Raw genomic sequence first — 22,865 nt, 5'->3', positions numbered from 1 at the left:
AGACGATGGCCGCATGCCAGCCACCTCCGCGCCCGCGCTCAACGTCATGCTCGACGCCCTCATCCCCGCCGACGACCCGGAGCGCGTCCCGGAGCCGGAGGAGGTCTACCTGGCCTTCGCCGAGTGGGCCGAGTCCACCGGGCGGCCGCTGTATCCGCATCAGGACGAGGCCCTGAGCCAGATCCTGTCCGGTCGGCACGTCATCGCTGCCACTCCCACCGGCTCGGGCAAGTCGATGATCGCCCTGGCCGCGCACACCGCCTCCCTGGCGCGTGGCGGCCGCTCCTACTACACGGCCCCGCTAAAGGCGCTGGTCAGTGAGAAGTTCTTCGAGCTGGTGGGCCTGTTCGGGGCGGACAACGTCGGCATGGTCACCGGCGATACCTCAATCAATGCGGCCGCCCCCATCATCTGCTGCACCGCGGAGATCCTGGCCAACCAGTCCCTGCGCGAGGGCGAGGCGCTGGACGTGGACACGGTGGTGATGGACGAGTTCCATTATTACGCCGACCCGCAGCGCGGCTGGGCCTGGCAGGTGCCGCTGCTGGAGCTGCCGCAGGCGCAAATGGTGCTGATGTCGGCCACGCTCGGGGACGTGTCCTTCTTCGTACGGGACCTGCGCGAGCGCACGGGCCGGGAGGTCGCCGTCGTCGACGACGCCGTGCGGCCGGTGCCCTTGGAGTGGGAGTATGCGATTGAGCCGATCGGCGACCTGCTGCAGCGGCTGGTGGGGCAGGACAAGGCGCCCGTGTACTTGGTGCACTTCTCGCAGAAGGAGGCGGTGGAGCGGGCCTCCGCGCTGCTGAGTGTGGACCTGGGGGTGAAGAAGCGTAAGGAGGAGTTGGCGGCGGCCATCGGCGACTTCCGCTTCGGGCCCGGTTTCGGGCGCACCCTGTCGCGGCTGCTGCGCTCCGGCATCGGCGTGCACCACGCCGGCATGCTGCCCCGCTACCGGCGGCTGGTGGAGCGCCTGGCCCGTACCGGCCTGTTGTCGGTGATCTGCGGCACGGACACCCTGGGCGTGGGCATCAACGTGCCCATCCGCTCGGTGGTTTTGACCAGCCTGGTAAAGTTCGACGGCGCCAAGGAGCGGCACCTGACTGCCCGAGAGTTCCACCAGATCGCCGGGCGGGCCGGGCGGGCCGGCTTCGACACCCACGGGTATGTGATCGTGCAGGCGCCCGAGCACGTGATCGAGAACGCCCGCGCCCTGGCCAAGGCCGGCGATGACCCGCGCAAGCGCCGCCGGATCGTGCGCAAGCAGGCGCCCGAGGGTCGGGTCAACTGGACGGACAAGACCTTCGAGCGGCTGCGCGACGCCGCCCCGGAGACGCTGACCAGCCAGTTCCAGGTCACCACCACCATGGTGCTGAACCTGATGGAGCGCGACGGCGATCCGGTGCGGGCCATGGCGCAGCTGCTGGAGCGCGTGCACGAGCCGGAGGCGGCCCGACGCAGGCACGTGCGCCGGGCGATTGAGATCTACCTGTCCCTGCGCACCGCCGGGGTGCTGGAGCACGTCTCCTCCGCCCAGGCCGCCGCCGACGGCCGCCCCCGGCTGCGCCTGGCCGTGGACCTGCCCGACGAGTTCGCCCTGAACCAGCCGCTGGCCCCGTTCGCGCTGGCGGCCATGGATCTGCTGAATCTGGACTCGCCCGAGCACACGCTCGACGTGGTCTCGGTGGTGGAGTCGACCCTGGACGATCCACGGCCGCTGCTGTACGCCCAGCAGCGGCAGGCCCGCGGCGAGGTGGTGGCCGCCATGAAGGCCGAGGGGATGGACTACGAGGAGCGCATGGCGGCCCTGGAGGACATCACCTGGCCGCAGCCGCTGGCGGACCTGCTGGCTCCGGCGCTGGAGATGTATAAGCAGTCCAACCCGTGGGCGGCCGAGTACGAGCTGAGCCCGAAGTCGGTGGTGCGGGACATGGTGGAGAGCGCCATGACCTTCTCCGACCTGATCTCCCGCTACGACCTGGGCCGCAGCGAGGGGGTGGTGCTGCGCTATCTGACCGACGCCTACCGGGCGCTGCGGCAGGTGGTGCCCGAGGAGCACCGCACCGAGGAGGTGGAGCAACTGACCGACTGGCTGGGCGACCTGGTGCGCGCCGTGGACTCCTCCCTGTTGGACGAATGGGAGGCGCTGGGTGCCGCCCAGGCCGGTCACGCCCAGGAGGGCGCGGCGCTGTTGGAGCGGGAGGCCGCCGACGGGGCGGCCGGGGCCGAGCGGGCCTTCGGGGCCGACGCCGACGGCAGCTGCCGTTCACCCGCAACCTGCACGCCTTCCGAGTGGCGGTGCGCCGGGAGATGTTCCGCCGCGTGGAGCTCATGGCGCGCGACGACGTCGAGGGGCTGGGACGGCTGGATGCCGCCTCCGGCTGGGGCGAGGAACGCTGGATGAGGCGCTGGGCCGCTACTGGGACGAGTACGACTGGATCAGCACGGATACGCCTGCCCGGGCGGTGGCGCTGGCGCCCCTGGATGAGGCACCGGATGATGCGGCCCTGGCGGCGGCCGGGGTGTCGGAGCGGCTGCGCGAGGCGCTGGTCGGCTCGGGGCGGCGCGTGTGGTTGGCCACCCAGATCCTGGAGGACTCGGCGGGCGACCACGACTGGCGGCTGACAGCCCTGGTGGACCTGGCCGAATGCGACCAGGCCGATGCCGCCGTTGTGCACCTGCTGCGTGTCGGCCCGCAGAGCTGAGCGCCGCCGGCTGCCAGGCGGCACCGGACGCTCAGGAGGCCCTCCGCCGGCCGGCTCGGGTGAGCGGCTTGGTGAAGTGGACGAGTTGGTAGGAACCTGCGGTCGTTCTCCCAGCCTCGCGGTAGCCGAGCCGCTCGTAGAGTCGGATGTTGGCGGCGCTGTGCTCGCCGGTGAACAGCCGTATCTCACGCGCATCCGGGAAGACCGCCTCGGCATGGCGCAGCAGGAGGGTGCCCAGGCCCTGTCCCTGGCGGTCGGGAGCGACGATGAGGCGCCCGAGTTCAACCGCGTCGCCTTTGTGGCGCAGGCGCATGGCCGCGATGAGACGGCCGCGATCTCGGATACCGCGCGCCGTTACGGCGGGGTCGGAGAGCTCCTCCTGCAGCTCGGCCAGGGTCTGTGTCAGGGGCGGGAGACCGAAGTCGCTGTGTGCTGTGGCCTCGGTGATGTAGGCGGCCCGTTGCAATGTCAGGATTTCGCCCGCGTCCTGCAAGCCGAGTTCTATGACGGTCGGCGCATGCTCGTACTCGGGGGCGGAGGTGCGGGTGCTGTTCATGTCCCCAGCCTTCCACGTCCCGAGCAGTACACGCCCCCAGCCACCGCCGCACCCGGCCACCCTCGCCCTTGAACTCAAGAATCCGGGCCTGCGGGAGATAGTCTTTTTCAATGGCAGAGGCAGGTGGGATTCTGTACGCGGTGCCCCGTTTGGACGTGTGGGTCGTGTGCCCTCGCTGCGCCGGACCAGCGCACGTGGTGAAGCGCGGGGTCTTCTGCACCGCCTGTACCTGGCAGGCCTCGGGCGCCGCATCCGGTTGGATGTGCGGCTGCTGCGGACAGTGGGAGGGCGATAGGCCGTTGCCTGTCGAGCCGACCCCCGCGGACCTGTTTTGGCGCTGCCCCTCCTGCGGTCGGCGCGAGAAGACAAGGATTCGGCTGTCCGCCCATTCCCGCCCATCACGCACTTGCGCCTGCGGCGCCCGTCAGGAGCTGACCGGCGTCTCCGTCTCCACTCGGGTCTCCGACGGGTACGACGCCCTTTACGGTCTGCCCTTCTTCCTTACAGACTCGTGCGCCGGCCATTCCCTGTGGGTCGCCAATCGGGCTCATGCCGAGTACCTCATGGACTATCTGGCGGCGGACTTGCGCCGTAAACGTGACACAGACGTGGGCAGGGGCATGGAGCAGCGGCTCCCGGGGTGGATAGTCAGCCGCAAGCATCGCACAGCCGTGTTGCGCGGATTGCGCAGGCTCCGTGATCGCGCAGAAGCCCTCGAAGAGATCGAAGGCAGTCCCACCCGGTGCGAACCGCGCCGCCAGCCGGCGTGATCCCCACCTGAGAACTCCGGCCCGAGCGCCGAAGAGTCGGCTACTACTGGGTGTCCTCGGCGGACAAGGCTGCGGCGGGCAGGACCGCGCACCCAAGGCGACTACAACAGGCGGGGCGGCTCAGATGATGCCGCGGCCGGGCACGATCTGCTTGCCGAAGGGGAAGCAGGTCACCGGGATCATCTTCAGGTTGGCGACGGCCAGCGGGATGCCGACGATGGTGACGGCCTGCGCGGCCGCCGTGGTGATGTGCCCGATGGCGAGCCAGATCCCGGCGACAAGGAACCAAATGACGTTGGACAACCCGCTCATCACCCCGGCATGCGGCATCTCCACAACCTCCCGGCCGAATGGCCACAGGGCGTAAGAGGCGATGCGGAAGGAGGCGATGCCGGCGGGGATCGTCACGATCAACAGGCACGCGATGATGCCGAAGAACATGTACTCCAGCCACAGCCAGAAACCGCCGAAAACCACCCAGATGATGTTGAGCAGTGTGCGCATGAGCCATGTCTACCCGACGCAAACCGCCGGCGCCTCATCCTCACGCAGGAGACGACCCTGAGTCATCCCTGACCCGTGCCCGCCGGAACCCGTCCGGTGCTACCCCAGCAGCGCCGCGCCGATGATCCCGCATATGCCGGCCCATGTCAGGGAGGCGAGCGTGCCGATGATGAATCGTTCCGTCGACCCGGGGTTGTCCTTCAGATCCGCCCAGCGCCCAAGCCCCTTTACCGCAACGACCACGGCAATCAGCGTCGCATGCCCGGACAGGAGGGCACCCGTCGTCGCCAGGCGCTCAAGCACTCCGATCCAGGTGCCACCGCGAAGAACCGGGGACTCGGAGTCGTCTCTCGGAGACAAGACCGGCGCAGTCGAACCTGCGGGCGTAGGTTCCCGTGACGGCGGCAGCTCGGGCACGCGCGCCCAGCGCAAGACCAGTGCGACGATCCCCCAACCACCGAAAATGGAGAGAAGAAAACAGGAAAGGACTACAACCACACTCGCCAAGGCCCTGAGTCATACGTCACCCGCCATATCTGCCGATGTCTCCAGCCCCATTGACAGCCGGTGCGCCCGGTCGAGGAGCCGCTCGATGGCCGGCACGGCAGCGACTTCCTCGTCGTAGTGCGATGAGACCCGATGCTTGGAGACGGCCTGGCCGCTTACCCCCAGCCGCTTCGCCGCGTCCTTGCCGCTGAGCCCGGCGTCAAGAAGGGCCAGGGCCGAGCGCTGAGCCCTGGTGCGGGAACCGATCAGCACGCCGAGAAGCCGCAGCACCGCCTCGGCATCGGCCGTCGCCGTACGTGCCTCCCGATCGGCGGCACCGGTACGGACTGCGAGCGACACACGAGACGACTTGGATTCCTCCACGGCTTGCCGTGCGGCGATGAATGCTGCTCCGCCTCCCGAGCGCGACCCGTGCTCACCTAGCGCACCGGTACCGATCCCCAGACCGATGTGCCATCCGCCGGCCGCCAGGAGACGACGTGCACATGCAACGGCCGCGGCCGCGTCTTCGAGCACCCCCTGTGCCTCGTCTCCGACTGTCCGCTCGAAGGGAGCCAGTGCAGGAACGTCAGCGAGCAAGCGGATGAGGTCCGGGATTTCATCCGCGCCCGCTCGGCTCGCAACCTGGTCCACTGTGAGCACGTACATGCCTGCATGCTCCCATCAGCATCCCCAAAACACAACCATTTTCGGTTGATTCAACCTCAATCAACCCCACACAGTTGATTGCCGTCGGGCCATGGGCCGTGAGCCACCTGCGCGGCAGCCCCAGCCCTACCAGAAGACGCGCTGGGCGATGGCGTCGGCGAAGTTGTCCAGGGCGGCGGGCGCAGAACCGAGGTAGAGGCCGGCGTCGATGAGGGAGACCTCCATCAGGTAGAAGCCGCCCTGTCCGTCGCCGACGACGTCGACCCGGTTGAACAGCAGCTGAATGTCCCGACCCGAACGCTCCTTAATGATCGTGTGGATGGCCTTGCGGACCCGCTCGCCCCACAGCCATTCCTGCTCGCTGGGCTCGCGGGCGGTGACGATCTCCTCGTGCACTTCGTCCACGGAGCGGAAGGACGGGTGCAGCATGGGCGCCTTCTCCACCGCGTGTGACAGCACGCCGTTGAAGTACACCAGGGACACCTCGCCCTTGCGGTCGACCTCCTCCAGGTAGCGCTGCACCATGACGCTGCGGCCGCGACCGAGGTGGTGCATGGTGTCGTTGATGGCGTCGGCGCGGGACTTGGCGTCGGTGGCGGTGTAGCGGCCGGTGCCGCGACCGCCGGAGGAGATGGCGGGCTTGACCACGAAGTCGCCGTGCGCCGGGAAGCGGGTGTGGACCTGGTGCTTGGAGTAGCCGGCGTCCGGCTCCAGCCAGGTGGTGGGGATCATGGGGACACCCAGCTCGGCCATGCGCTTGAGGTAGTGCTTGTCCGAGTTCCAGTCGACGACGTCGGCGTGGTTGATCAGCCGCCTGATTGAGTGGGCCCAGGCGAGGAAGTCCGTGTAGTTGCGGTTCTTGGCGTAGTCACGCACGGAGCGCAGCACCACCACGCCGGCGTCGGCCCAGTTCACGCCGGGGTCGTTCCACACCGCGATCCGGGGCTCGATGCCGCGCTCGCGCAGCGCGTCGGGCAGCCCGCGGTCGTCTTCATCGAGGTCCGCGTAGTCGGCTGAGGTCGCAAGAGTCACGATCGGGGCGTTCACGTGTCTACGGTACCGCCCGCCGAGGGTCCGCGTGGAACAGTCACGACGGCGATCAAGCACAATGAGCCCATGCACGACACCGCCGCACCGGCCCTCTCTACGGCAGACCGGCAACGCACCTTCTATCCGCCCATTGAGCCCTACGACTCGGGTCTGCTCGACGTCGGCGACGGGCAGCGCATCTACTGGGAGGCCTGCGGCAACCCGGACGGCATTCCCGCGGTATTCGTCCACGGCGGGCCCGGCGGCGGCTGCTCCCCCGAGCACCGCCGCTGCTTCGACCCCGCGCGCTACCGCATCATCCTGTTCGACCAGCGCGGCTGCGGCCGCTCCCTGCCGCACGCCTGGGAGCCGAATGCCGACCTGAGCACGAACACCACCTGGCACCTGGTGGCGGACATGGAACGGCTGCGCACCCACCTGGGCGTCGAGGCCTGGCTGGTATTCGGCGGTTCCTGGGGCTCCACACTGGCGCTGGCCTATGCCGAACGACACCCGCGACACGTGCTGGCGCTGGTGCTGCGCGGCATCTTCACACTGCGCAAGCGCGAGCTCGACTGGTTCTACGAGGGCGCCGGCGCGGACATGATCTGGCCCGACGAGTGGGAGGCCTATACGGCCGGCGCCGGCGAGGGTGTCGGGCCGAGCGGCTTCATCGACCGCTACCACGAGCTCTTGAGCAATCCGGACCCGGCGGTGCACGGCCCGGCCGCCCGCGCCTGGACCACCTGGGAGGCGGCCACCTCCACACTGCTGCGCGACCAGGCCTACATCGACGAGGTGCAGGATCCGGCCTTCGCCATCACCTTCGCGCGGATCGAGAACCACTACTTCCGCCATGCCGGCTGGATGGACGACGGGCAGCTGATTGCCGGTGCCCACACGCTGGCGGAGCACAACATCCCGGGCGTGATCGTCCAGGGCCGCTACGACGTCGTCTGCCCGATGGCCACCGCCTGGGCTCTGCACCGGGCATGGCCGCAGGCCCAGCTGCACGTTTCGGCCGCCGCCGGCCACTCCTTCGCCGAACCGGAGACTCTGTCCACGCTGATCACCGCCACCGACCAGTTCGCAACCCTACTCGCCCCGCCGTCCGGGGACGACGTGTAGCCGAGACGCAACCGACACCCCTGAGACTTCACGCACACAACGGCGTTTTCAGCCTTTCCAGTTGGACTCGGCAGCCCCGGACGCGTAGAGTCTTCCTCGTCGCCAGGCGGAAGCGCCTGACCGACTAGGCCTCCTTAGCTCAGTTGGTTAGAGCACCTGACTCTTAATCAGGGTGTCCAGGGTTCGAGTCCCTGAGGGGGTACCACGCAGAGCAGCACACAGCTGCGGCGCCGCACCGGATCCGGTGAGCATCGTTCCCGCCACCGAGACGATCCCCGCGGTTCTTACCACTCCGCCCTCCGGGCGCGGGAATACCCATCGCCGCTTTCGGTGTTGCTTATGCGTCGGCCGACAGACAAGCCTCCTCAGGCGGCACACACCGCCGGCGAGAGCGCAAGTCCGTCGACCACGGACCAAGCGGAAGTCGTAGCGCTGACGCGCAATTTCCGCGAGTCGCACAGACCACTACACCACGCCGGGTCGCAGGAGCCACCTGCAATCCGCCCGGCACAGAGGGGCCCGCAGGGGCTATGAAGGGAAGGAAGAGATGCACCTGATCAACTCCAACAACACCCGCGCCGCGGCCGAGCGCGAGCTCGCCGCCGCCCGTGCCGAACTGGCGTCGCTGGGCGAGACCGCCTCGCCGTCGCGCCTGGAGCGCGCACTGGAGCGGTTGCAGGCCGCGCAGGACGCACTGGCACTCGCCGCCTGAGCCGTCCCACGGACAGGCCGGGCCGCCAGTCCCGCGAAACCGGAACTACTAACGCACCCAAACCGGCACTAATCACGTGCCGAGACCGGCACTTGTGACAACACCGGGCCGGCCCAAAGGACCGGCGGCGTTCGACTCGGCGTGAGGCCTCGGACGCCGTCGGGTATGCGTTGAATACGCCTGGGCCGCCACCGCGACACTGCGGTGGCGGCCCTCGTCATGCCCGCCGCGCCGGCACCGGACTACATTTGCGGGGTCAGCCCCAACTCCGCAGGCAACAGGAGAACGCCGTGCCTCAGCTATCCGTCGGCGACACCGCCCCAGACTTCACGCTCCCCGACCAATCCGGCACCCCGGTCTCCTTGACCGCCCTGCGCGCCGGCGCAGAGCACGGGGTGGTCGTCTACTTCTACCCGCGCGCCGGCACCCCCGGCTGCACCAAGGAGGCCTGCGACTTCCGCGACTCGCTGGAGGGCTGGAAGCGCGCCGGCTACGCCGTCGTCGGCATCTCCCCCGACCCGCCCGCCGCACAGGCCCGCTTCGCCGACAAGCAGTCTCTGCCCTTCCCACTGCTTTCCGACCCCGACCACGCCGTGATGGAGGCCTGGGGCGCATGGGGGCAGAAGAAGAACTATGGGCGCACCACCACCGGCGTAATCCGCTCGACCGTGGTGGTGGACTCCGACGGCGACGTCGCCCTGGCCCGCTACAACGTGCGCGCCACCGGCCACGTCGACCGCCTGCGTCGCGCACTCGGCCTGGACGACTGAGTGCCCAACTGCCGCCGGTTACTCCCCGGGGTAGGTCACGCCGAGCCGACGGCGCACCTCATCCATGGTCTCCAGCACCGCCAGTGTCTCGCTCCACGGCATGGTCTGCGACTCGGTTCTGCCCGCGGCGATACAGCGGGCGACCTCGGCGGCCTCGAACTGGAAACCCCCGGGCACGGTGGCGTCCCACTCGTAGCGCTGCGCTCCGCCGGGGCGCTCCCCCAGGATGACTTCCAGGCGCGTCGGCCGGTAGAACTGCGTCGGCAACACCACCCCGCCGCGGGTGCCGACCACCTCACCGGCGGTCTCCGAGGCGGCGGACATGCTCGAGACGGCCACCGCCAGCGCGTGCGGGTAGGCCATGGAAACCGATTCATCCAGGTCCACGCCCGTCTCGGACAGGCGCCCGACCGCCGTCAGCGCCGTCGGTGCTCCCAGCAGCGAGTGCACGAAGCTGACCGAATACACCCCCAGGTCGAGCAGCGCGCCACCGGCCAGCTCGAGACGATTCAACCGGGCGACGTGCTCCAGCGACTGGAGGTGCTCGGCACGCACGTAGCGCAGCTCCCCCAGCGCGCCGCTGCCCGCCAGCGCCCGCAGCAGCACCTGTCCGGGCAGGAAGCGCGTCCACATGGCCTCCATGGCGAACAGGTTCGCCGCCCGGGCGGCGTCGAAGACCCGACGCGCCTCGGCGGCGTTGCGGGTGAAGGACTTCTCCACCAGGACGGGTTTGCCGGCCTCCAGCGCCAACAGCGCCTGCTCGCAGTGGAAGTTGTGCGGGGTGGCGATGTAGACGGCGTCCACGTCCGGGTCACTGACGAGTGCTTCGTAGGAGCCGTGCGCGTGTACCGCTTGTCCCCCGCCGGCGTCGGGATGGGCGTCGATGAAGGCCTGTGCGCGAGCCCGGTCGCGGCTGCCGACGGCGACGATCCGCCCCGAGGAGAAGGCGGGCACATCGGTGGCGAAGGTGGAGGCGATGCCGCCCGCGCCGAGAATGCCCCAGCGCAGGGCGGGCGCGTCCTGCGGCTCGGGGACGGCAGCGGCCAGGTCGAAGGAGGCACCGGCGTCGGCCAGGGCCTCGAGGATGGGAACGGGGACGGCGGGCAGTTGGTCGGTCGTGCGGGAGGAATTGTTCGACGCCATGTCAAAACTCTAGGCCGCGGCATGTTTCAGCGCCACACTCACACCCGCCGCGGATGGGCGTCACCGGCTGCGGGCGCGGGCCGATGGCGGCGACGGTGCGCCAGCCCTCTCGGCGGGCGGGTGTCCCCGGCAGCTCCCGGCCACTGCTAGGCTGTGCCCGGCCGGCGGCCGAACATGCCGGCTGTCACCGCGCGGTGCCAGCACGTTCGGCCACATACGGCCGCAAGCGCGAGTGGCGGAATTGGTAGACGCCCCAGATTTAGGTTCTGGTGCCTTCGGGCGTGAGGGTTCGAGTCCCTTCTCGCGCACTGACTGCCCAGCGGCCCTCCCTGCGGCCCCGGGTACCCTGGGCCGCGTGACTGATACCAAGACCCGTAAGGACGGCCGCTCCCCCGGCGAGCTGCGCCCCATCTCCATCACCCGCAACTGGCAGGTCAACGGCGAAGGCTCGGTCCTCGTCGAATTCGGCCGCACGCGCGTGCTGTGCGTCGCCTCCTTCGTCGAGGGCGTGCCGCGCTGGCGCAAGGGCGGCGGCGAGGGCTGGGTCACGGCCGAATACGCGATGCTGCCGCGCGCCGGCTCCGAGCGCTCGGGACGCGAATCCGTGCGCGGCAAGATCGGCGGCCGCACCCACGAAATCTCGCGGTTGATCGGCCGCTCCCTGCGCGGTGTGGTGGACGTGGCCGCGCTGGGCGAGAACACGATCACCCTGGACTGCGACGTGCTCCAGGCCGACGGCGGCACCCGCACCGCCGCCGTCACCGGCGCCTACGTGGCGCTGGCCGACGCCGTCGCTTGGGGCACGCGCCGCGGTTACGTCAAGCCCCGCGTCGGCCAGCCGGTGATCGCCGACTCCGTCTCCGCGGTGTCCGTGGGGATCATCGATGGCGTCCCCTGCTCGATCTGCCCTATGAGGAGGACGTGCGCGCCCAGACCGACATGAATGTGGTCCAGACCGGCGCCGGCGCTTCATCGAGGTGCAGGGAACCGCGGAGCACCGCCCCCTTCGACCGCGCCGAGCTCGCGCCCTGCTCGATCTGGCCACCAAGGGCAACGCCGAGCTGGCCGCGTTGCAGGCCCGGGTATTGGCCGGTCCCGACGACGTCCCCTTCACCGTGTCGCGCGCGACCTGGGCGCGGGGTCCCCCGCCGAAGCCGCCGGCGTCGAGGAGGTCTGACGGTGGCGCCTGAGCCCGAGCAGCACGGCACCGCGGCGCCGTCGGCAGACGGCTCGGTTGCCGTGCCCGCAGGTGCCCGGCTGGTACTGGCCAGCCACAATCCCGGCAAGCTGGCCGAGCTGCGCGCGATCCTGGCGCCGCTGGTGGATGGGCTGGCGGCCGAGCAGATCATCTCCTCGGCCGGCCTCGGCGCCCCCGAGCCGGTGGAGGACGGGCTGACCTTTGCGGACAATGCCACCCTCAAGGCGCGCGCGCTGGCTCGGGCGACCGGGCTGCCGGCGGTTGCCGACGACTCCGGGCTGTGCGTGGACGTGCTCGGCGGCGCACCGGGCATCTTCTCGGCCCGCTGGTCGGGCCGACACGGCGACGACGAGGCCAACCTGCAGTTGCTGCTGGGGCAGCTCGCCGACGTAACCGACCCGCACCGCACGGCGCGCTTCACCTGTGCCGCGGTGCTGGTGGTACCGGGGAGGGAAGCCGAGTCGGAGACGGTGACGGTGGTGGAGCGCTCCATGGTTGGCCGGCTGCTGCACGCGCCGGTTGGCGCGGGCGGCTTCGGGTACGACCCGATCTTCGTGCCAATTCAGGAGGATGCCCCCGGTGCCGCCGGGCGGACTACGGCGCAGATGAGCGCGGCGGAGAAGAACGCCATCTCCCACCGGGGCCAGGCGCTGCGCGCCTTGGCTCCTGCCCTGCGCGACCTGCTCGCCTAACCCACCGATCCATCATCGCAGCACCTCTTGATTTCCAACGCGGAAAACATGATACTTTCCACGTCAGAAAGTGAGGTGTAGCGGTGTCACCCTCCCCATCATCAGCCATGTCCCCTGACGAGGCACGCACTCATCTGCGCGACGTCGACGCCGTCGAGCAAACGGCCGCGCGATGGCGCCCGGCAACGTGGGCCGTCGCGGTTTTCGCCGTCGCCTTCGGGACCTCGGTCGGCGCACTGCTCGCCGAGCACTACTGGGTGCTGCTCGGCGCTCTCGCCGCACTCGCGCTCATACATGTACTGCTGCGGAACCGGCTCTTCCGTCCCGGGGTCCGTACCCGGAACGACCTCATCGGCACCGACCGGCAGTGGTGGAAGCGCAACAGCCTAACCGTGTGGGCGTTCGTTGCAGGCGCCGTCTTCCAGGGGGCCTCCATACATCCGGTGCTGGTCGGCGTGCTCACGCTGCTCGCCACCGCGCACGCCTGGTACTGCGCGGCAGTGGTCTGGCCGGAGGGCAGTCGTGCTTGACCCCGTCATCCACCCGCTGAACCGCCTGCGGATCTGTGCGACGCTCAAGTCCGTCGGGGCCGTGAACGACGGCGCCCTGGTGTGGACGGGCACCGAGATGAAGTTCTCCGCGCTGCGTGACGCCGTTGGCCTATCCGATGCCAGTCTGTCAAAACAGCTCAAGGCGCTGGAGGAGGCGGACTATATCCGCCGCCATCGCGACTACGGCGTGGTTCGAGCCATGGATGTCGTCTGGGTGTCGCTCACCCCGCGCGGCCTGAAGGCATTTGACGATCATATCGCCGCGCTGCGAGAGATCGCCGGCGACTGAAGCCGACCACTTCTACCGGTTTCGGTGCGTTACTGGTGCCGGTCTCGGTGGGATTGGGCGTCCAGACGCCGCTGCACGCCCTTGGGGACCAACGAGTCATGTGCCTTGACGTAGCCGTACAGGCTGCGCCAGCCGCCGCAGAAGACCACCAGGAACGCAGCCAGCATCACGGCGAAAGACGCCACCCCGCCGGCTCCGGGGATTGCGCCGGCGGCAGCACCGCAGGCATACAGGCCCGTCCACGCCGCCCAGGTCAGCGCGATCACCCAGCCGCCGTCGGGCCAGCCCACCTCCAGGTGGTCGTTGGGGCGGCGCACCATCCATGTGATCACCCAGGCGACGACGACGGCTATCGCGCCGCAGGCAAGCAGGCCGGGCGCCTGAGCCAGATCGTGCGCCGCTGCGGCGCCGAAGCAGGCAACCAGCGCCACCGAAATCGTGTCGGCCAGCAGCACCAGCCACCAGCGGGTGCGACGCCCACGTGTCCAGGGACGATCCGGCCCGTCGGGCACCGGCGGCGTGTAGCTGATGCGGGCGGTCTCGTCTCGCTGCGGTTCAGACACGGTTCAGAGCTCCCAGGAGGCACCGGAGGCGGCGACCGCCAGCGGGCCATCGTAAACGGCGGCGGCCTCGGCCACCGGATCGGCCGGGTCGGTCCAGGGCTGAATGTGGGTGAGCACGAGCCGACCGGCGGGCCGACGCCCACCCCGCCCGGAGGTGCCTGCGGCCAGCTCCCCGGCACGCAGACCGGTCAGGTGAATGCCGCGCACCGCATCGCGTCCCTCCAGGAAGGCGGCCTCGGACAACAGCAGGTCGACGCCGTCCGCCATCGCCTCGATGCCCTCGCACAGGTCCGTGTCACCGGTGAAGGCGAGGCTGACGGGCTGGCCGTCGCTCCCCGGCCCCTCCACCCGATAGCCGAAGGCGTCTACCGGGTGCAGCGCCGGGAAGGGAGTGATGGTGAGCGGGCCGACCTGCACGCCCTGCCCCGCCGCGACGGTGCGGAAGGAGAATTCGGTGGCGTAGGTCTCCTGCGCGGGTGTGCCGTCGACGCCGTTCAGGCGCGGCAGCAGCTCTCCCGGACCGAGCGTGAGCACCGGGTCCAGGCGGCCGGCCGGGTTCCAGCGACGGAACACGTGCATGCCCACCAGGTCGACCATGTGGTCGGCGTGGCAGTGGGAGATGGCAATGGCGTCCAGCTCGGCGGGGTCCAGATAGCGCAGCAACTGGCCCATGGCGCCCGGGCCAAGGTCGAACACGACCGACCAGGTGCGCCCGGCGGCGTCGTCGGCCTGCACCAGGTAGGAGGAGGCGACGGCGTTGGGACCGGACATGGAACCGGTGCAGCCGATAATGGTTAGCTTCATACGGGATCCTCGCTCGAATTGGGGACAAGGGCGGGGTCTGACGGGATGACGGGGATCGAGGCCGGCGCGGCGGTATCGGGGCGCGCGGCTTCGAATCCCGGGGCGACGGCGGCCGGGGCCGGTTCAACGCGGCGGACCCGGCCGACCTCGGGGCCGAGGAAGCGGCGCGCCAGCACCGCGAAGGACTCCGGGTCGCCGGTGGCGCGGAACTCGTGGCGGGGGGCGGGAGCATCGGGGGCACGCAGCAGGTCGCCGCGGGCGAGCTCGCGGTAGACGTCCTTGGCGGTCTCCTGGCTGGAGGTCACCAGGGTGACGTCCTCACCCATGACGTAGGAGATGGGGCCGGCCAGCAGCGGGTAGTGGGTGCACCGAGAATGAGGGTGTCGACGTCCGCGCCCTTGACGGGGGCGAGATACTCCTCCGCCGTGGCCATGACCTCCGGACCGGTGGTGATGCCCCGCTCGGCCAGTTCCACGAACCGCGGGCATGCCTGGGAGAACAGGTGCACGCCGGGCACGGCGGTCAGCGCATCGGCGTAGGCGTTGGAGTCGACGGTGCCCTGGGTGGCGATCAGGCCAATGCGCCCGTTGCGGGTTACGCGGGCGGCGGCACGCGCGGCCGGGTGGATGACCTCCACCACGGGCACGCCCTTGCCACGGGTGTAGCGGCTGCGGGCGTCGTGCAGCACGGCGGCGGAAGCGGTGTTGCAGGCGATCACCAGCATCTTGACCCCGGAGTCGACCAACTCGTCCATGATGCTCAGGGCGAGACGGCGCACCTCCTGCACCGGGCGCGGGCCGTAGGGGGTGTTGGCGGTGTCACCGATGTACAGCACCTGTTCGCCGGGCAACTGGTCGATGACCGCACGGGCCACAGTCAGGCCGCCGACGCCGGAGTCGAACATCCCGATGGCCGCATCATTCACAGCGCCGAGACTATGCGGGTCCATCCCCGTTCAATAGCACGGCCACCAGTGATTCCTGCCACCAGGACAGCATGTCGTAAGACAGCGCCATGGCCCGGTTCCAGCGCTGCCGCTCCCCCTCCTCGACGGGCGCATCATCCCAGGCCAGGGCATGCACCTGTTCGGCCACCTCGGCGGAGTCGATGCTCAGCCGCTCGGCCAGCACCAGGCGGGCGTCGTTGAGGGCGCCCAACCAGCGTCCCTCCTGCCCGGCGCGCACCAGCACCGCCCCGCCGGGACCCGTGGGAGCGAGCAGTTCGTGCACCACGTCCTCCATGCGGGAGCGCTTGTCGTCCCGCAGCTGGGAACGGGTCAGCGCGGCCACCTCGACGGCGACTTCCGGGTCCTCGGAGGCGTCCGGCAGGAGCACGTCCAACAGCGGAGCCAGGGAGGCGGGGAGCGAGCTCGAGGCTCCGGCGTCGGGCGCAGCGGGCTCGAAGTCGAGGGCGGCCAGCACATTGCCGTCCCGTGGGCTCTCCCCCGGACGCGGGCCGGGGCGTTGCGAAGCGGCAGGAGCGTCGGCGCCGAGCAGATCGGCAATCTGCTTGAACAGCCCGGCCAAGTACTCGCGCTCCCACGGCTCCAGGGCACTGGACCAGCCCTCGGCCTCGGGGTGGAAGGCGCGCATCAGACGCCGCCTCCGGCCGGGCCGCCACCGTCCGGGTCGGCGGCGTCGTCGGCCAGGGGCTCGATGGTGGCGTGCAGGCCGTAGGAGTGCATCGCGGTGACGTCCACCTCCATGCGTTCGCGGGCGCCGCGGGAGACGACGGCCCGGCCGGTGGTGTGCACCTGCAGCATGCGGCGGCGGGCGAGCGGGATCGGGAAGCCGAAGTAGGTGTGGAAGACCCAGGTGACGTAGTCCATCGTGTTGACGGGGTCGTCATGCACCACCGTGCACCACAGGCGCTGGGCGGCGCTGCGGGCGTCCGACAGTGTCTGCATCTCGGGAGCGGAGGCGGTGTCGACGGGCACTGCGGGCTGCATGCGCACCAGCCTAGCCGCGGATCCCATGTGACGGCGGGCTCGTTCCGTCGCGCGTCCGCCTGCGGTAGGTTTCTGTCATGACAGCCAACCAGCGATGGATCCCCGCCTCGGCAGCCTCCAGCACCGCACTGCTCACAGATATGTATGAGCTGACCATGCTGCAGGCCGCACTGCATGCGGGCGTGGCCGAGCGCGCTTGCGTCTTCGAGCTGTTCGGCCGCACCCTGCCCGCCTCGCGCCGCTTCGGCGTGGTCGCCGGCGTCGGCCGGCTCCTGGACGCGATCGAGCGTTTCACCTTCACCGATGCCCAGATCGATTACCTCCACGCCACCGGCATCGTCGACGACGACACCATCGACTACCTGCGCTCATACCGGTTCTCTGGAACGATCCGCGGCTATGCCGAGGGCGAGTGCTACTTCTCCGGCTCCCCCCTGCTGACGGTGGAGGGGCCCTTCGCCGAGGCCTGCATTCTGGAGACGCTGGCCCTGTCCATCTACAACTATGACTGCGCGGTGGCCGCGGCGGCCTCGCGCATGACCATCGCCGCCCACGGCCGTCCCTGCGTGGAGTTCGGGGCGCGCCGGGCGCACGAGCGCGCCGCCGTGTCCGCCGCCCGGGCGGCGGTAGTCGGCGGCTTCGTGGGCACCAGCGACCTGGAGGCCGGCATGCGCTACGGCATCCCCGCGGTCGGCACCTCCGCCCACTCCTTCACCCTGCTGCACGACACCGAGGAGGAGGCCTTCGCCTCCCAGGTGGCCAGCCTTGGGCCGGGCACCACCATCCTGGTGGACACCTACGACATTGAGCGCGGCGTGGCCCGCGCGGTAGCGGCGGCCCGGGCCGGCGGGGGCGAACTCGGCGCGGTGCGCCTGGACTCCGGCGACCTGGTGGCCGAGGCCTTCAAGGTGCGCGCCCAGTTGGACGCGCTGGGGGCGACGACGACGAAGATCACCGTCACCAGCGACCTGGACGAGTACGCGATCGCGGCCCTGGGCGCCGCGCCGGTGGACTCCTACGGTGTGGGTACCAAGCTGGTCACCGGCTCGGGCCGGCCGACGGCGGCTCTGGTGTACAAGCTCGTCGAGCGCGCCGATTCCACCGGCGAGATGCAGGAGGTCGCCAAGTTCTCCACGGGCGGCAAGTCGACCGTGGGCGGCCGTAAGTGGGCCGGCCGGGTGCTCGACGCCGCCGGCTCGGCCACCGAGGAACTGGTCATCTCGGCCCGCTCCGAGGCCGCCGGATTGGCCGCGCTGGAGCGCGCCGGGGCCCGGCCGCTCCAGGTGGATCTGGTGCGCGACGGCGTCATCGTGGAGGAGCACCGCGGCCCGGAGGCGCTGAAGGCGGCCGCCGAACGCCACCAGGTGGCGCGCGCCGAGCTGCCCTACGACGGCTGGCGGCTGAGCGAGGGCGACCCGGCGATCCCGACCCGCCACGTGGACATCGACGACCGTCAGCCGCTGCGGGGTTGAGCCGGTTGCCCGCCCGCCGGTGCCCCGAGCGAGTCGACGTGCCCCGGAGTCAACGCGCCCCGGCTGAGACCACGCCGCAACCGGCGGCCAGCGGGTCTTAGCGCCGCCCGACGAACCAGCGGCGCAGCGTCTCGATGCGCCCCTCGATCTGCTCGGTGGTCGCCTGGGCCACCTCCGGGCCGCCGCACACGCGGCGCAGCTCGGTGTGGATCACCCCGTGGGGCTGCCCGGAGCGCCGTGCCCAGGCACCGACCAGCTTGGACAGTTCCTTGCGGGCGGCGGCGCGCCGCCGGGCGTCGTCGACCCCGGAGTTGGCCCGCCGCTGCTGCGCAGCGGCGTTCTGGCGCTTTTGCTGCTTGATCTGCTGATTCTGCCGCTGGCGCAGCAGGGCGGTGACCTGCTCGGGCTCCAGCAGCCCGGGCAGCCCCAGGTACTCCTGCTCCTCGGGGCTGCCCACCATGCGCCGGTGCCGAACTCACCGCCGTCGAACAGGACCCGGTCGAACTCGGCGGTGGAGTCCATGGCCTCGAAGCCACCCAGCAGGTCGTCCGAGGCATTCTCCTCGCGGTTGGCCTGGGCGATCAGCCGGTCCTCCGGGGAGCCGAACCGGGAGTCCTCCTCCGCGCCCCGCTTGCCGAGCACGTGATCGCGGGCGGCCTCCATCTCCCCGGCCAGCGACAGCAGCGGGGTGACCGAGGGCAGGAAGACGCTGGCGGTCTCCCCCCGGGCGCGTGAGCGCACAAAGCGGCCCACGGCCTGGGCGAAGAACAGCGGGGTGGAGGCGGAGGTGGCGTACACGCCCACGGCCAGCCGCGGCACGTCCACGCCCTCGGAGACCATGCGCACCGCCACCAGCCAGCGGTCGGTGGAGGCGGCGAAGGTCTCGATACGGCTGGAGGCACCCGAGTCGTCCGACAGTGCGACGGTGGGCGCCTGCCCGGTGATGGCGCGCAGCTGCTTGGCGTAGGCGCGGGCGGAGTTCTGGTCCGAGGCGATCACCAGGCCGCCGGCGTCGGGCACCTGCCGGCGCACCTCGGTAAGCCGTTGGTCGGCCGCGGCCAGCACGGCGGGGATCCACTCCCCGCCCGGGTCCAGGGCGGTGCGCCACGCCTGGGCTTCCATGTCCTTGGTCAGCGGCTCGCCCAGCCGGGCGGCGACCTCGTCGCCGGCTTGGTGCGCCAGTGCATCTGTCCCGAGTAGCTCATGAACATCACCGGCCGTACCACGCCGTCGGCCAGGGCCTCGGCATAGCCGTAGGAGTAGTCGGCCCGGGAGCGCCTGATGCCGCCGGCCTCCTCGGTGTAGGTGACGAAGGGGATCGGTGATTCGTCGGAGCGGAAGGGCGTGCCGGTGAGGGACAGGCGCCGGCGGGCGGGGGTGAAGGCCTCCCGGATGGCGTCGCCCCAGCTGCGGGCGTCGCCGCCGTGGTGGATCTCATCGAGGATCACCAGCGTGCGGGTGCGGTCGGTGCGCGCTCGGTGCAGGTTGGGGTTGGCGGCCACCTGTGCGTAGGTGACGGCGACGCCGTCGAACTGGGAGCCGAGCGCGCCCTGAGAGTTGGCGTAGGAGGGTCGATGCGAATACCCACCCGGGCGGCGGCCTCCGCCCACTGGTACTTCAGGTGCTCGGTGGGGCACACGACGGTCACCTTGTGCACGTCGCCGGCGGTGAGCAGCTCGGTGGCGATGCGCAGCGCGAAGGTGGTCTTGCCGGCGCCGGGGGTGGCGACGGCGAGGAAGTCCCGCGGCATCGCCTCCAGGTACTGCTTCAGGGCGGCGGCCTGCCAGGCGCGCAGCGGCCGCGTGGTGCCCCAGGCGGCGCGCTGTGGGTAGGCCGGGGAGAGGTTCTCCGCGGCGAAGATGGAAGGCTGGGTGGGATGGTGCTGGGACTTGGAGCGGGGTGCGGAACTCACCGACCGCCTCGTCCGAACGGGAAACGCGGGCGCTTGGGGCCGGAGCCGCCCTGGTCGCCATTGCCGCCGGGGCGCATCTGCTCGTAAATCTCCTTGCAGGTGGGGCACACCGGGTACTTCGACGGGTCGCGACCGGGGGTCCACACCTTGCCGCACAGGGCGACGACGGGTCGACCGGTGGCGGCCGCGGCGGCGATCTTGTCCTTGCGCACGTAATGGGCGAAGCGGTCTGCATCGCCGTCGTCGGTGGACTTGAGCTCCTCGCGTTCGAGGACGGCGGTGCCGGCGGACTGTGCGGGCTCGCCGGCCGGGGTACCGGGAGAACCGGGGCCGGCGGGGTCGGTGCTGGCCTGAGGCCAGGCGGTGAGCTGACGCATGTGCCCCAGTCTATGCCGCCGGGCGGGTGCGAACGCGACCCGGATCTGTGGCAGCTCTCTCTCCTTCCGGTCCGGTGCGGATCCCAGCGGGTCTGCACCGGACCGGGCGTCAGGAGTCACCGGCGCGGCCTGCGCCCGGTACCAGTCCAGGCTGCCGCCGATGCTGCTGCGGAGACAGGCCTTCGTTCAGTGCTGCTGCTTGAGCAGGCTGGCGGCGGCGTGATCGACGAGCACCAGCGCGTCGGGGTGGTTCTGCATGACGGTGGCCGGCCAGTCGGGGGTGATCTCGCCCTCCACCAGGTGGGCGATGGCCTCGGCCTTGTTGGCGCCGGTGGCGATCAGCACCAGTTTGCGGGCCTTCATGATGGTGCCGAGCCCCTGGGTGAGGCAGTGGGTGGGGACGGCGTCGATGTCGCCGTCGAAGAAGCGGGCGTTGTCCGAGCGGGTCTGCTCGGTGAGCACGTCGACGTGGGTGGCGGAGTCGAGAGGGCCGCCGGGCTCGTTGAAGCCGATGTGTCCGTCGACGCCGATGCCCAGGATCTGCAGGTCGCAGTAGCCGGCGGCCGCCATCTGCGCCTCGTAGTCGGCGCAGGCCTGCTCCAGGTCGTCGGCGAGTGCGTCGGGGCCGTGCAGGGCACCGGGGGCCATGTCCACCCGTGAACGCAGGTTGCGCTCCATGAAGGTGGCGTAGCGCTCGGGGTGGCCTTCTGGCAGACCCACGTACTCGTCAAGCATGAAGCCGGTGACGTCCTTGAAGGAGAGGCGGCCGTCCGCGCAGCGGCGGGTAAGCTCGTCGTACAGGGGCAGGGGGCTGGAGCCGGTGGCGGTGCCTAGTACGGCGTTCGGCTTCTCGTTCAGCAGGGATTCGATGACGTCGGCGGCGCGGGAGGCGATCTCTTCGGCCGTGTCGAGGATGACGAGCTCCATGGTTGGTTCCTTAAGGTTTTGCTTCCGGCGGCGGACCTAGCGACCTCGTCCGTGAGGTCGGCGGGCAGCGCGCCCGCGTCGCAGGGCCATGCTACGGCCTGGCGGGGCGGGGCTCCGGGAGGCGGGCCCTTGATGTTGGAGCACAACGCACGATGCCGGCGCGAGGCTCGTCCGAGTCTCCGCCACACGTACGGCTTCCCGCCACACGTACGCGTTTTGGAGCTTTCCCCGCGCCAGGCACCCGCAAATCTCCAAAACTCGTACGTGAGAGACCAACGCGTGCGTTAGACGCAAACGCGTACGTGAGATACGACCCGGGCTCAGACCCACGGCGGCTCTCAGGCGGCGTCGTGGCCGGGCCAGGAGCGAATGGTGGCCAGCACTTGCACATAGCGCTGGTCGAGCTGGCGTCCACCCAGTAAGACGCCGCCCCAAGCGACTCCCCCGCCCCACAGTGCGCCCCCGGCGAGCAGTAGCCAGCCCCAGGGCCAGGCCTCGTTTATCACCACCACGACCAGTGACACCAGCACCGGCGCACTGACCGTGGCGACGACGAAGAATCCCAACGTTTGCAGGAGCGCAGCGACGAATGCGGTGCCGGAGGTGCGCGACTTCATGGGGCTCTCCCCCGGCGGATTCGTCTCATAGGGCAGCAGCACGCTGGTCAGGCTCGACCAGGCCAGGCTACGCCGTACACGCCCAGACTCGCGCCGAGGTAGGCGGGCACCTGCGCCCAGTTTCCGGTCAGCCAACCAGCAACCAGGGTGAGCGCGGCGAGCAGCGGCAGCTGCCAGGTGGCCGCCGCCAGCACACGCCCCAGGCGGTCACTGCGCCCGGGCAGTCCGGCGGCCAGGTGGGTCCACAGGGCCGTGGAGTCGAAGGCCAGGTCGTCGTGCACCATCCAGCCGCATAGGAGCGCGACAATCAGCCCCACCATGAACAACGCTCCCGGCGCCTGTCCCGGGGTGAAGTCGACGCCGGTGAGCGTCACAGTCGTCGCATCACCGCTGGTACTCGTCATGGTGTTGTAGTTGGTGGCGATCATCCCGGTGAAGAGCAGCGACATCATGATGATCACCGCCACCTGTATCAGGTAGCGCGGGTCGGTGCGCCAGTAGCGCAAGCAGCGTGCGGCAACGGCCGCCGTCGGCCCGGAGCTGACCAGTGCCAGGCGCCGCTGCCAGGGCAACACGTTAAGCGCGCCTTTAGCGCCGCCCGCGATCCCGGGCTCACGGGCATTGTCATGGGCGCGCGAGTGCCCCCGCGCGTGGGCGGGCCCGGTCATGACACGAACCACCACGCGGTGCCAGAGCGGCAGCAGCACCAGTGGCAGCGCCAGGGCACCCACGGCCAGCAGCGCCGCCGTTGCCGTCTGCCCCTGGGCCAGGTAGCCGGGAGCCGCCAGCGCCCAGCCGAAGGGCGTCAGGCCCAGAATTCGAGCCAACCCGAGCAGGCCACCGAAGTCCAGGCGCTCCATGTCCAGCAGGTTGTTCAGTAAGGAGGGCAGCAGGGAGATCGCCATGACGGTGAAGAAGCCGACGACGGCGAGCCGATCGCGGCCGCGCCGGGAGGATGCGGCCCCGATGCCAATGACCACGCTGCGTCCCAGCAGCACGCAGGTGGCCAGGGCCGCGGGGGCCAGGACCAGCGCGAGCACGGCAGC

The 22,865-nt window shown here is 70.3% G+C and carries 21 protein-coding genes, 2 tRNA genes and 4 pseudogenes; 11 read left to right on the top strand and 16 right to left on the bottom strand.

Annotation, left to right across the window (positions count from 1 at the left end):
* Positions 1–13 precede the first annotated feature (13 nt).
* Positions 14–2,702, top strand: a pseudogene (locus tag BW737_RS10125) (DEAD/DEAH box helicase).
* Between the two features lie 31 nt (positions 2,703–2,733).
* Here the strand turns inward: BW737_RS10125 and BW737_RS10120 are convergent.
* The 5 genes from BW737_RS10120 to BW737_RS10095 form a co-directional block, all read right to left on the bottom strand.
* Positions 2,734–3,258 (bottom strand): GNAT family N-acetyltransferase, encoded by a 525-nt coding sequence (locus tag BW737_RS10120; protein WP_086614363.1) that lies wholly within the window; start codon positions 3,256–3,258, stop codon positions 2,734–2,736.
* Positions 3,259–4,148: 890 nt separating this feature from the next.
* Positions 4,149–4,532, bottom strand: a complete 384-nt coding sequence (locus BW737_RS10110; protein ID WP_073330672.1) for a YccF domain-containing protein — start codon at positions 4,530–4,532, stop codon at positions 4,149–4,151.
* 99 nt (positions 4,533–4,631) lie between these two features.
* Positions 4,632–4,892, bottom strand: coding sequence for a hypothetical protein (locus tag BW737_RS16960; RefSeq protein WP_199912493.1), 261 nt, complete (start codon positions 4,890–4,892; stop codon positions 4,632–4,634).
* A 156-nt stretch (positions 4,893–5,048) separates the two neighbouring features.
* A complete protein-coding gene (locus tag BW737_RS10100) occupies positions 5,049–5,687 on the bottom strand; it encodes a hypothetical protein (protein WP_086614366.1) in 639 nt (212 codons plus the stop codon).
* A 126-nt stretch (positions 5,688–5,813) separates the two neighbouring features.
* Positions 5,814–6,734 carry an ATP-grasp domain-containing protein gene (locus BW737_RS10095; protein ID WP_073330681.1) on the bottom strand — a complete coding sequence of 307 codons (921 nt, stop codon included), beginning with the start codon at positions 6,732–6,734 and terminating at the stop codon, positions 5,814–5,816.
* A 69-nt stretch (positions 6,735–6,803) separates the two neighbouring features.
* On the opposite strand from BW737_RS10095, the gene pip reads away from it, so the two are divergent.
* The 4 genes from pip to BW737_RS10080 all read left to right on the top strand — a co-directional run bounded on the left by pip (position 6,804) and on the right by BW737_RS10080 (position 9,326).
* A complete protein-coding gene (pip, locus tag BW737_RS10090) occupies positions 6,804–7,844 on the top strand; it encodes a prolyl aminopeptidase (RefSeq protein WP_086614367.1) in 1,041 nt (346 codons plus the stop codon).
* Between the two features lie 128 nt (positions 7,845–7,972).
* Positions 7,973–8,049: transfer RNA gene (locus BW737_RS10085), tRNA-Lys, on the top strand.
* 342 nt (positions 8,050–8,391) lie between these two features.
* The gene (locus BW737_RS16285) at positions 8,392–8,556 is read left to right on the top strand and encodes a hypothetical protein (protein ID WP_180272185.1); all 165 of its coding nucleotides are present in this window, start codon (positions 8,392–8,394) and stop codon (positions 8,554–8,556) included.
* Positions 8,557–8,846: 290 nt separating this feature from the next.
* Positions 8,847–9,326: a peroxiredoxin gene (locus tag BW737_RS10080; RefSeq protein WP_086614368.1), complete on the top strand. Its 480-nt coding sequence runs from the start codon at positions 8,847–8,849 to the stop codon at positions 9,324–9,326.
* An 18-nt stretch (positions 9,327–9,344) separates the two neighbouring features.
* Here BW737_RS10080 and BW737_RS10075 read toward each other — a convergent pair whose 3' ends face one another.
* Positions 9,345–10,469: a Gfo/Idh/MocA family protein gene (locus tag BW737_RS10075; protein WP_086614369.1), complete on the bottom strand. Its 1,125-nt coding sequence runs from the start codon at positions 10,467–10,469 to the stop codon at positions 9,345–9,347.
* A gap of 226 nt (positions 10,470–10,695) precedes the next feature.
* Here BW737_RS10075 and BW737_RS10070 point away from each other — a divergent pair.
* The 5 genes and pseudogenes from BW737_RS10070 (at position 10,696) to BW737_RS10050 (ending at position 13,199) form a co-directional block, all read left to right on the top strand.
* Positions 10,696–10,777, top strand: a tRNA-Leu gene (locus BW737_RS10070).
* A 47-nt stretch (positions 10,778–10,824) separates the two neighbouring features.
* A pseudogene (gene rph / locus BW737_RS10065) lies at positions 10,825–11,659 on the top strand (ribonuclease PH).
* Positions 11,649–12,359: an RdgB/HAM1 family non-canonical purine NTP pyrophosphatase gene (gene rdgB, locus BW737_RS10060; protein WP_086614370.1), complete on the top strand. Its 711-nt coding sequence runs from the start codon at positions 11,649–11,651 to the stop codon at positions 12,357–12,359. Before rph ends, rdgB begins: the two are co-directional and overlap by 11 nt.
* 107 nt (positions 12,360–12,466) lie before the next feature.
* Positions 12,467–12,889, top strand: coding sequence for a hypothetical protein (locus BW737_RS10055; RefSeq protein WP_086614371.1), 423 nt, complete (start codon positions 12,467–12,469; stop codon positions 12,887–12,889).
* Positions 12,882–13,199 carry a transcriptional regulator gene (locus BW737_RS10050; protein ID WP_086614372.1) on the top strand — a complete coding sequence of 106 codons (318 nt, stop codon included), beginning with the start codon at positions 12,882–12,884 and terminating at the stop codon, positions 13,197–13,199. Before BW737_RS10055 ends, BW737_RS10050 begins: the two co-directional genes overlap by 8 nt.
* Before the next feature lie 29 nt (positions 13,200–13,228).
* Here the strand turns inward: BW737_RS10050 and BW737_RS10045 are convergent, their stop codons facing one another.
* The 5 genes and pseudogenes from BW737_RS10045 to clpS all read right to left on the bottom strand — a co-directional run bounded on the left by BW737_RS10045 (position 13,229) and on the right by clpS (position 16,472).
* Positions 13,229–13,762 carry a DUF3054 domain-containing protein gene (locus tag BW737_RS10045; protein WP_257210705.1) on the bottom strand — a complete coding sequence of 178 codons (534 nt, stop codon included), beginning with the start codon at positions 13,760–13,762 and terminating at the stop codon, positions 13,229–13,231.
* A 3-nt stretch (positions 13,763–13,765) separates the two neighbouring features.
* Entirely contained in the window at positions 13,766–14,566 is an 801-nt protein-coding gene (locus BW737_RS10040; RefSeq protein WP_086614373.1) for an MBL fold metallo-hydrolase, read from the bottom strand.
* A pseudogene (gene murI / locus BW737_RS10035) lies at positions 14,563–15,470 on the bottom strand (glutamate racemase). Before murI ends, BW737_RS10040 begins: the two are co-directional and overlap by 4 nt.
* A gap of 31 nt (positions 15,471–15,501) precedes the next feature.
* Positions 15,502–16,158: a DUF2017 family protein gene (locus BW737_RS10030; RefSeq protein WP_086614374.1), complete on the bottom strand. Its 657-nt coding sequence runs from the start codon at positions 16,156–16,158 to the stop codon at positions 15,502–15,504.
* Positions 16,158–16,472 (bottom strand): ATP-dependent Clp protease adapter ClpS, encoded by a 315-nt coding sequence (clpS, locus tag BW737_RS10025; RefSeq protein ID WP_257210726.1) that lies wholly within the window; start codon positions 16,470–16,472, stop codon positions 16,158–16,160. Before clpS ends, BW737_RS10030 begins: the two co-directional genes overlap by 1 nt.
* A 119-nt stretch (positions 16,473–16,591) precedes the next feature.
* Between clpS and BW737_RS10020 the strand changes: the two genes are divergently transcribed.
* Entirely contained in the window at positions 16,592–17,986 is a 1,395-nt protein-coding gene (locus tag BW737_RS10020) for a nicotinate phosphoribosyltransferase (protein WP_086614375.1), read from the top strand.
* A 97-nt stretch (positions 17,987–18,083) separates the two neighbouring features.
* Here BW737_RS10020 and BW737_RS10015 read toward each other — a convergent pair.
* The 5 genes and pseudogenes from BW737_RS10015 to BW737_RS19470 form a co-directional block, all read right to left on the bottom strand.
* Positions 18,084–19,898, bottom strand: a pseudogene (locus BW737_RS10015) (DEAD/DEAH box helicase).
* A complete protein-coding gene (locus BW737_RS10010) occupies positions 19,895–20,275 on the bottom strand; it encodes a DUF3039 domain-containing protein (RefSeq protein ID WP_086614376.1) in 381 nt (126 codons plus the stop codon). Before BW737_RS10010 ends, BW737_RS10015 begins: the two are co-directional and overlap by 4 nt.
* A gap of 186 nt (positions 20,276–20,461) precedes the next feature.
* Positions 20,462–21,202, bottom strand: coding sequence for a glucosamine-6-phosphate deaminase (gene nagB, locus BW737_RS10005; protein ID WP_086614377.1), 741 nt, complete (start codon positions 21,200–21,202; stop codon positions 20,462–20,464).
* A gap of 338 nt (positions 21,203–21,540) precedes the next feature.
* Positions 21,541–21,861, bottom strand: coding sequence for a hypothetical protein (locus BW737_RS19475; protein WP_338063899.1), 321 nt, complete (start codon positions 21,859–21,861; stop codon positions 21,541–21,543).
* Positions 21,862–21,866: 5 nt separating this feature from the next.
* Complete coding sequence (locus BW737_RS19470; protein WP_338063898.1) at positions 21,867–22,859, bottom strand: hypothetical protein; 993 nt, start codon at positions 22,857–22,859, stop codon at positions 21,867–21,869.
* Positions 22,860–22,865 lie beyond the last annotated feature (6 nt).

The sequence above is a fragment of the Actinomyces ruminis genome (assembly GCF_002154335.2).
GTDB lineage: Bacteria > Actinomycetota > Actinomycetes > Actinomycetales > Actinomycetaceae > Actinomyces > Actinomyces ruminis.
Note: the sequence above shows the minus strand (reverse complement) of the source record. Positions and strands in the feature narration are given on the sequence as shown.

What these genes read in the sequence shown, in the direction of transcription:
- BW737_RS10120 (WP_086614363.1), bottom strand. Translation starts at nt 3,258, where the DNA reads ATGAACAGCACCCGCACCTCCGCCCCCGAGTACGAGCATGCGCCGACC.
- BW737_RS10110 (WP_073330672.1), bottom strand. Translation starts at nt 4,532, where the DNA reads ATGCGCACACTGCTCAACATCATCTGGGTGGTTTTCGGCGGTTTCTGG.
- BW737_RS10100 (WP_086614366.1), bottom strand. Translation starts at nt 5,687, where the DNA reads ATGTACGTGCTCACAGTGGACCAGGTTGCGAGCCGAGCGGGCGCGGAT.
- pip (WP_086614367.1), top strand. Translation starts at nt 6,804, where the DNA reads ATGCACGACACCGCCGCACCGGCCCTCTCTACGGCAGACCGGCAACGC.
- BW737_RS16285 (WP_180272185.1), top strand. Translation starts at nt 8,392, where the DNA reads ATGCACCTGATCAACTCCAACAACACCCGCGCCGCGGCCGAGCGCGAG.
- BW737_RS10075 (WP_086614369.1), bottom strand. Translation starts at nt 10,469, where the DNA reads ATGGCGTCGAACAATTCCTCCCGCACGACCGACCAACTGCCCGCCGTC.
- BW737_RS10055 (WP_086614371.1), top strand. Translation starts at nt 12,467, where the DNA reads ATGTCCCCTGACGAGGCACGCACTCATCTGCGCGACGTCGACGCCGTC.
- BW737_RS10040 (WP_086614373.1), bottom strand. Translation starts at nt 14,566, where the DNA reads ATGAAGCTAACCATTATCGGCTGCACCGGTTCCATGTCCGGTCCCAAC.
- BW737_RS10030 (WP_086614374.1), bottom strand. Translation starts at nt 16,158, where the DNA reads ATGCGCGCCTTCCACCCCGAGGCCGAGGGCTGGTCCAGTGCCCTGGAG.
- clpS (WP_257210726.1), bottom strand. Translation starts at nt 16,472, where the DNA reads ATGCAGACACTGTCGGACGCCCGCAGCGCCGCCCAGCGCCTGTGGTGC.
- BW737_RS10020 (WP_086614375.1), top strand. Translation starts at nt 16,592, where the DNA reads ATGACAGCCAACCAGCGATGGATCCCCGCCTCGGCAGCCTCCAGCACC.
- BW737_RS10010 (WP_086614376.1), bottom strand. Translation starts at nt 20,275, where the DNA reads ATGCGTCAGCTCACCGCCTGGCCTCAGGCCAGCACCGACCCCGCCGGC.
- nagB (WP_086614377.1), bottom strand. Translation starts at nt 21,202, where the DNA reads ATGGAGCTCGTCATCCTCGACACGGCCGAAGAGATCGCCTCCCGCGCC.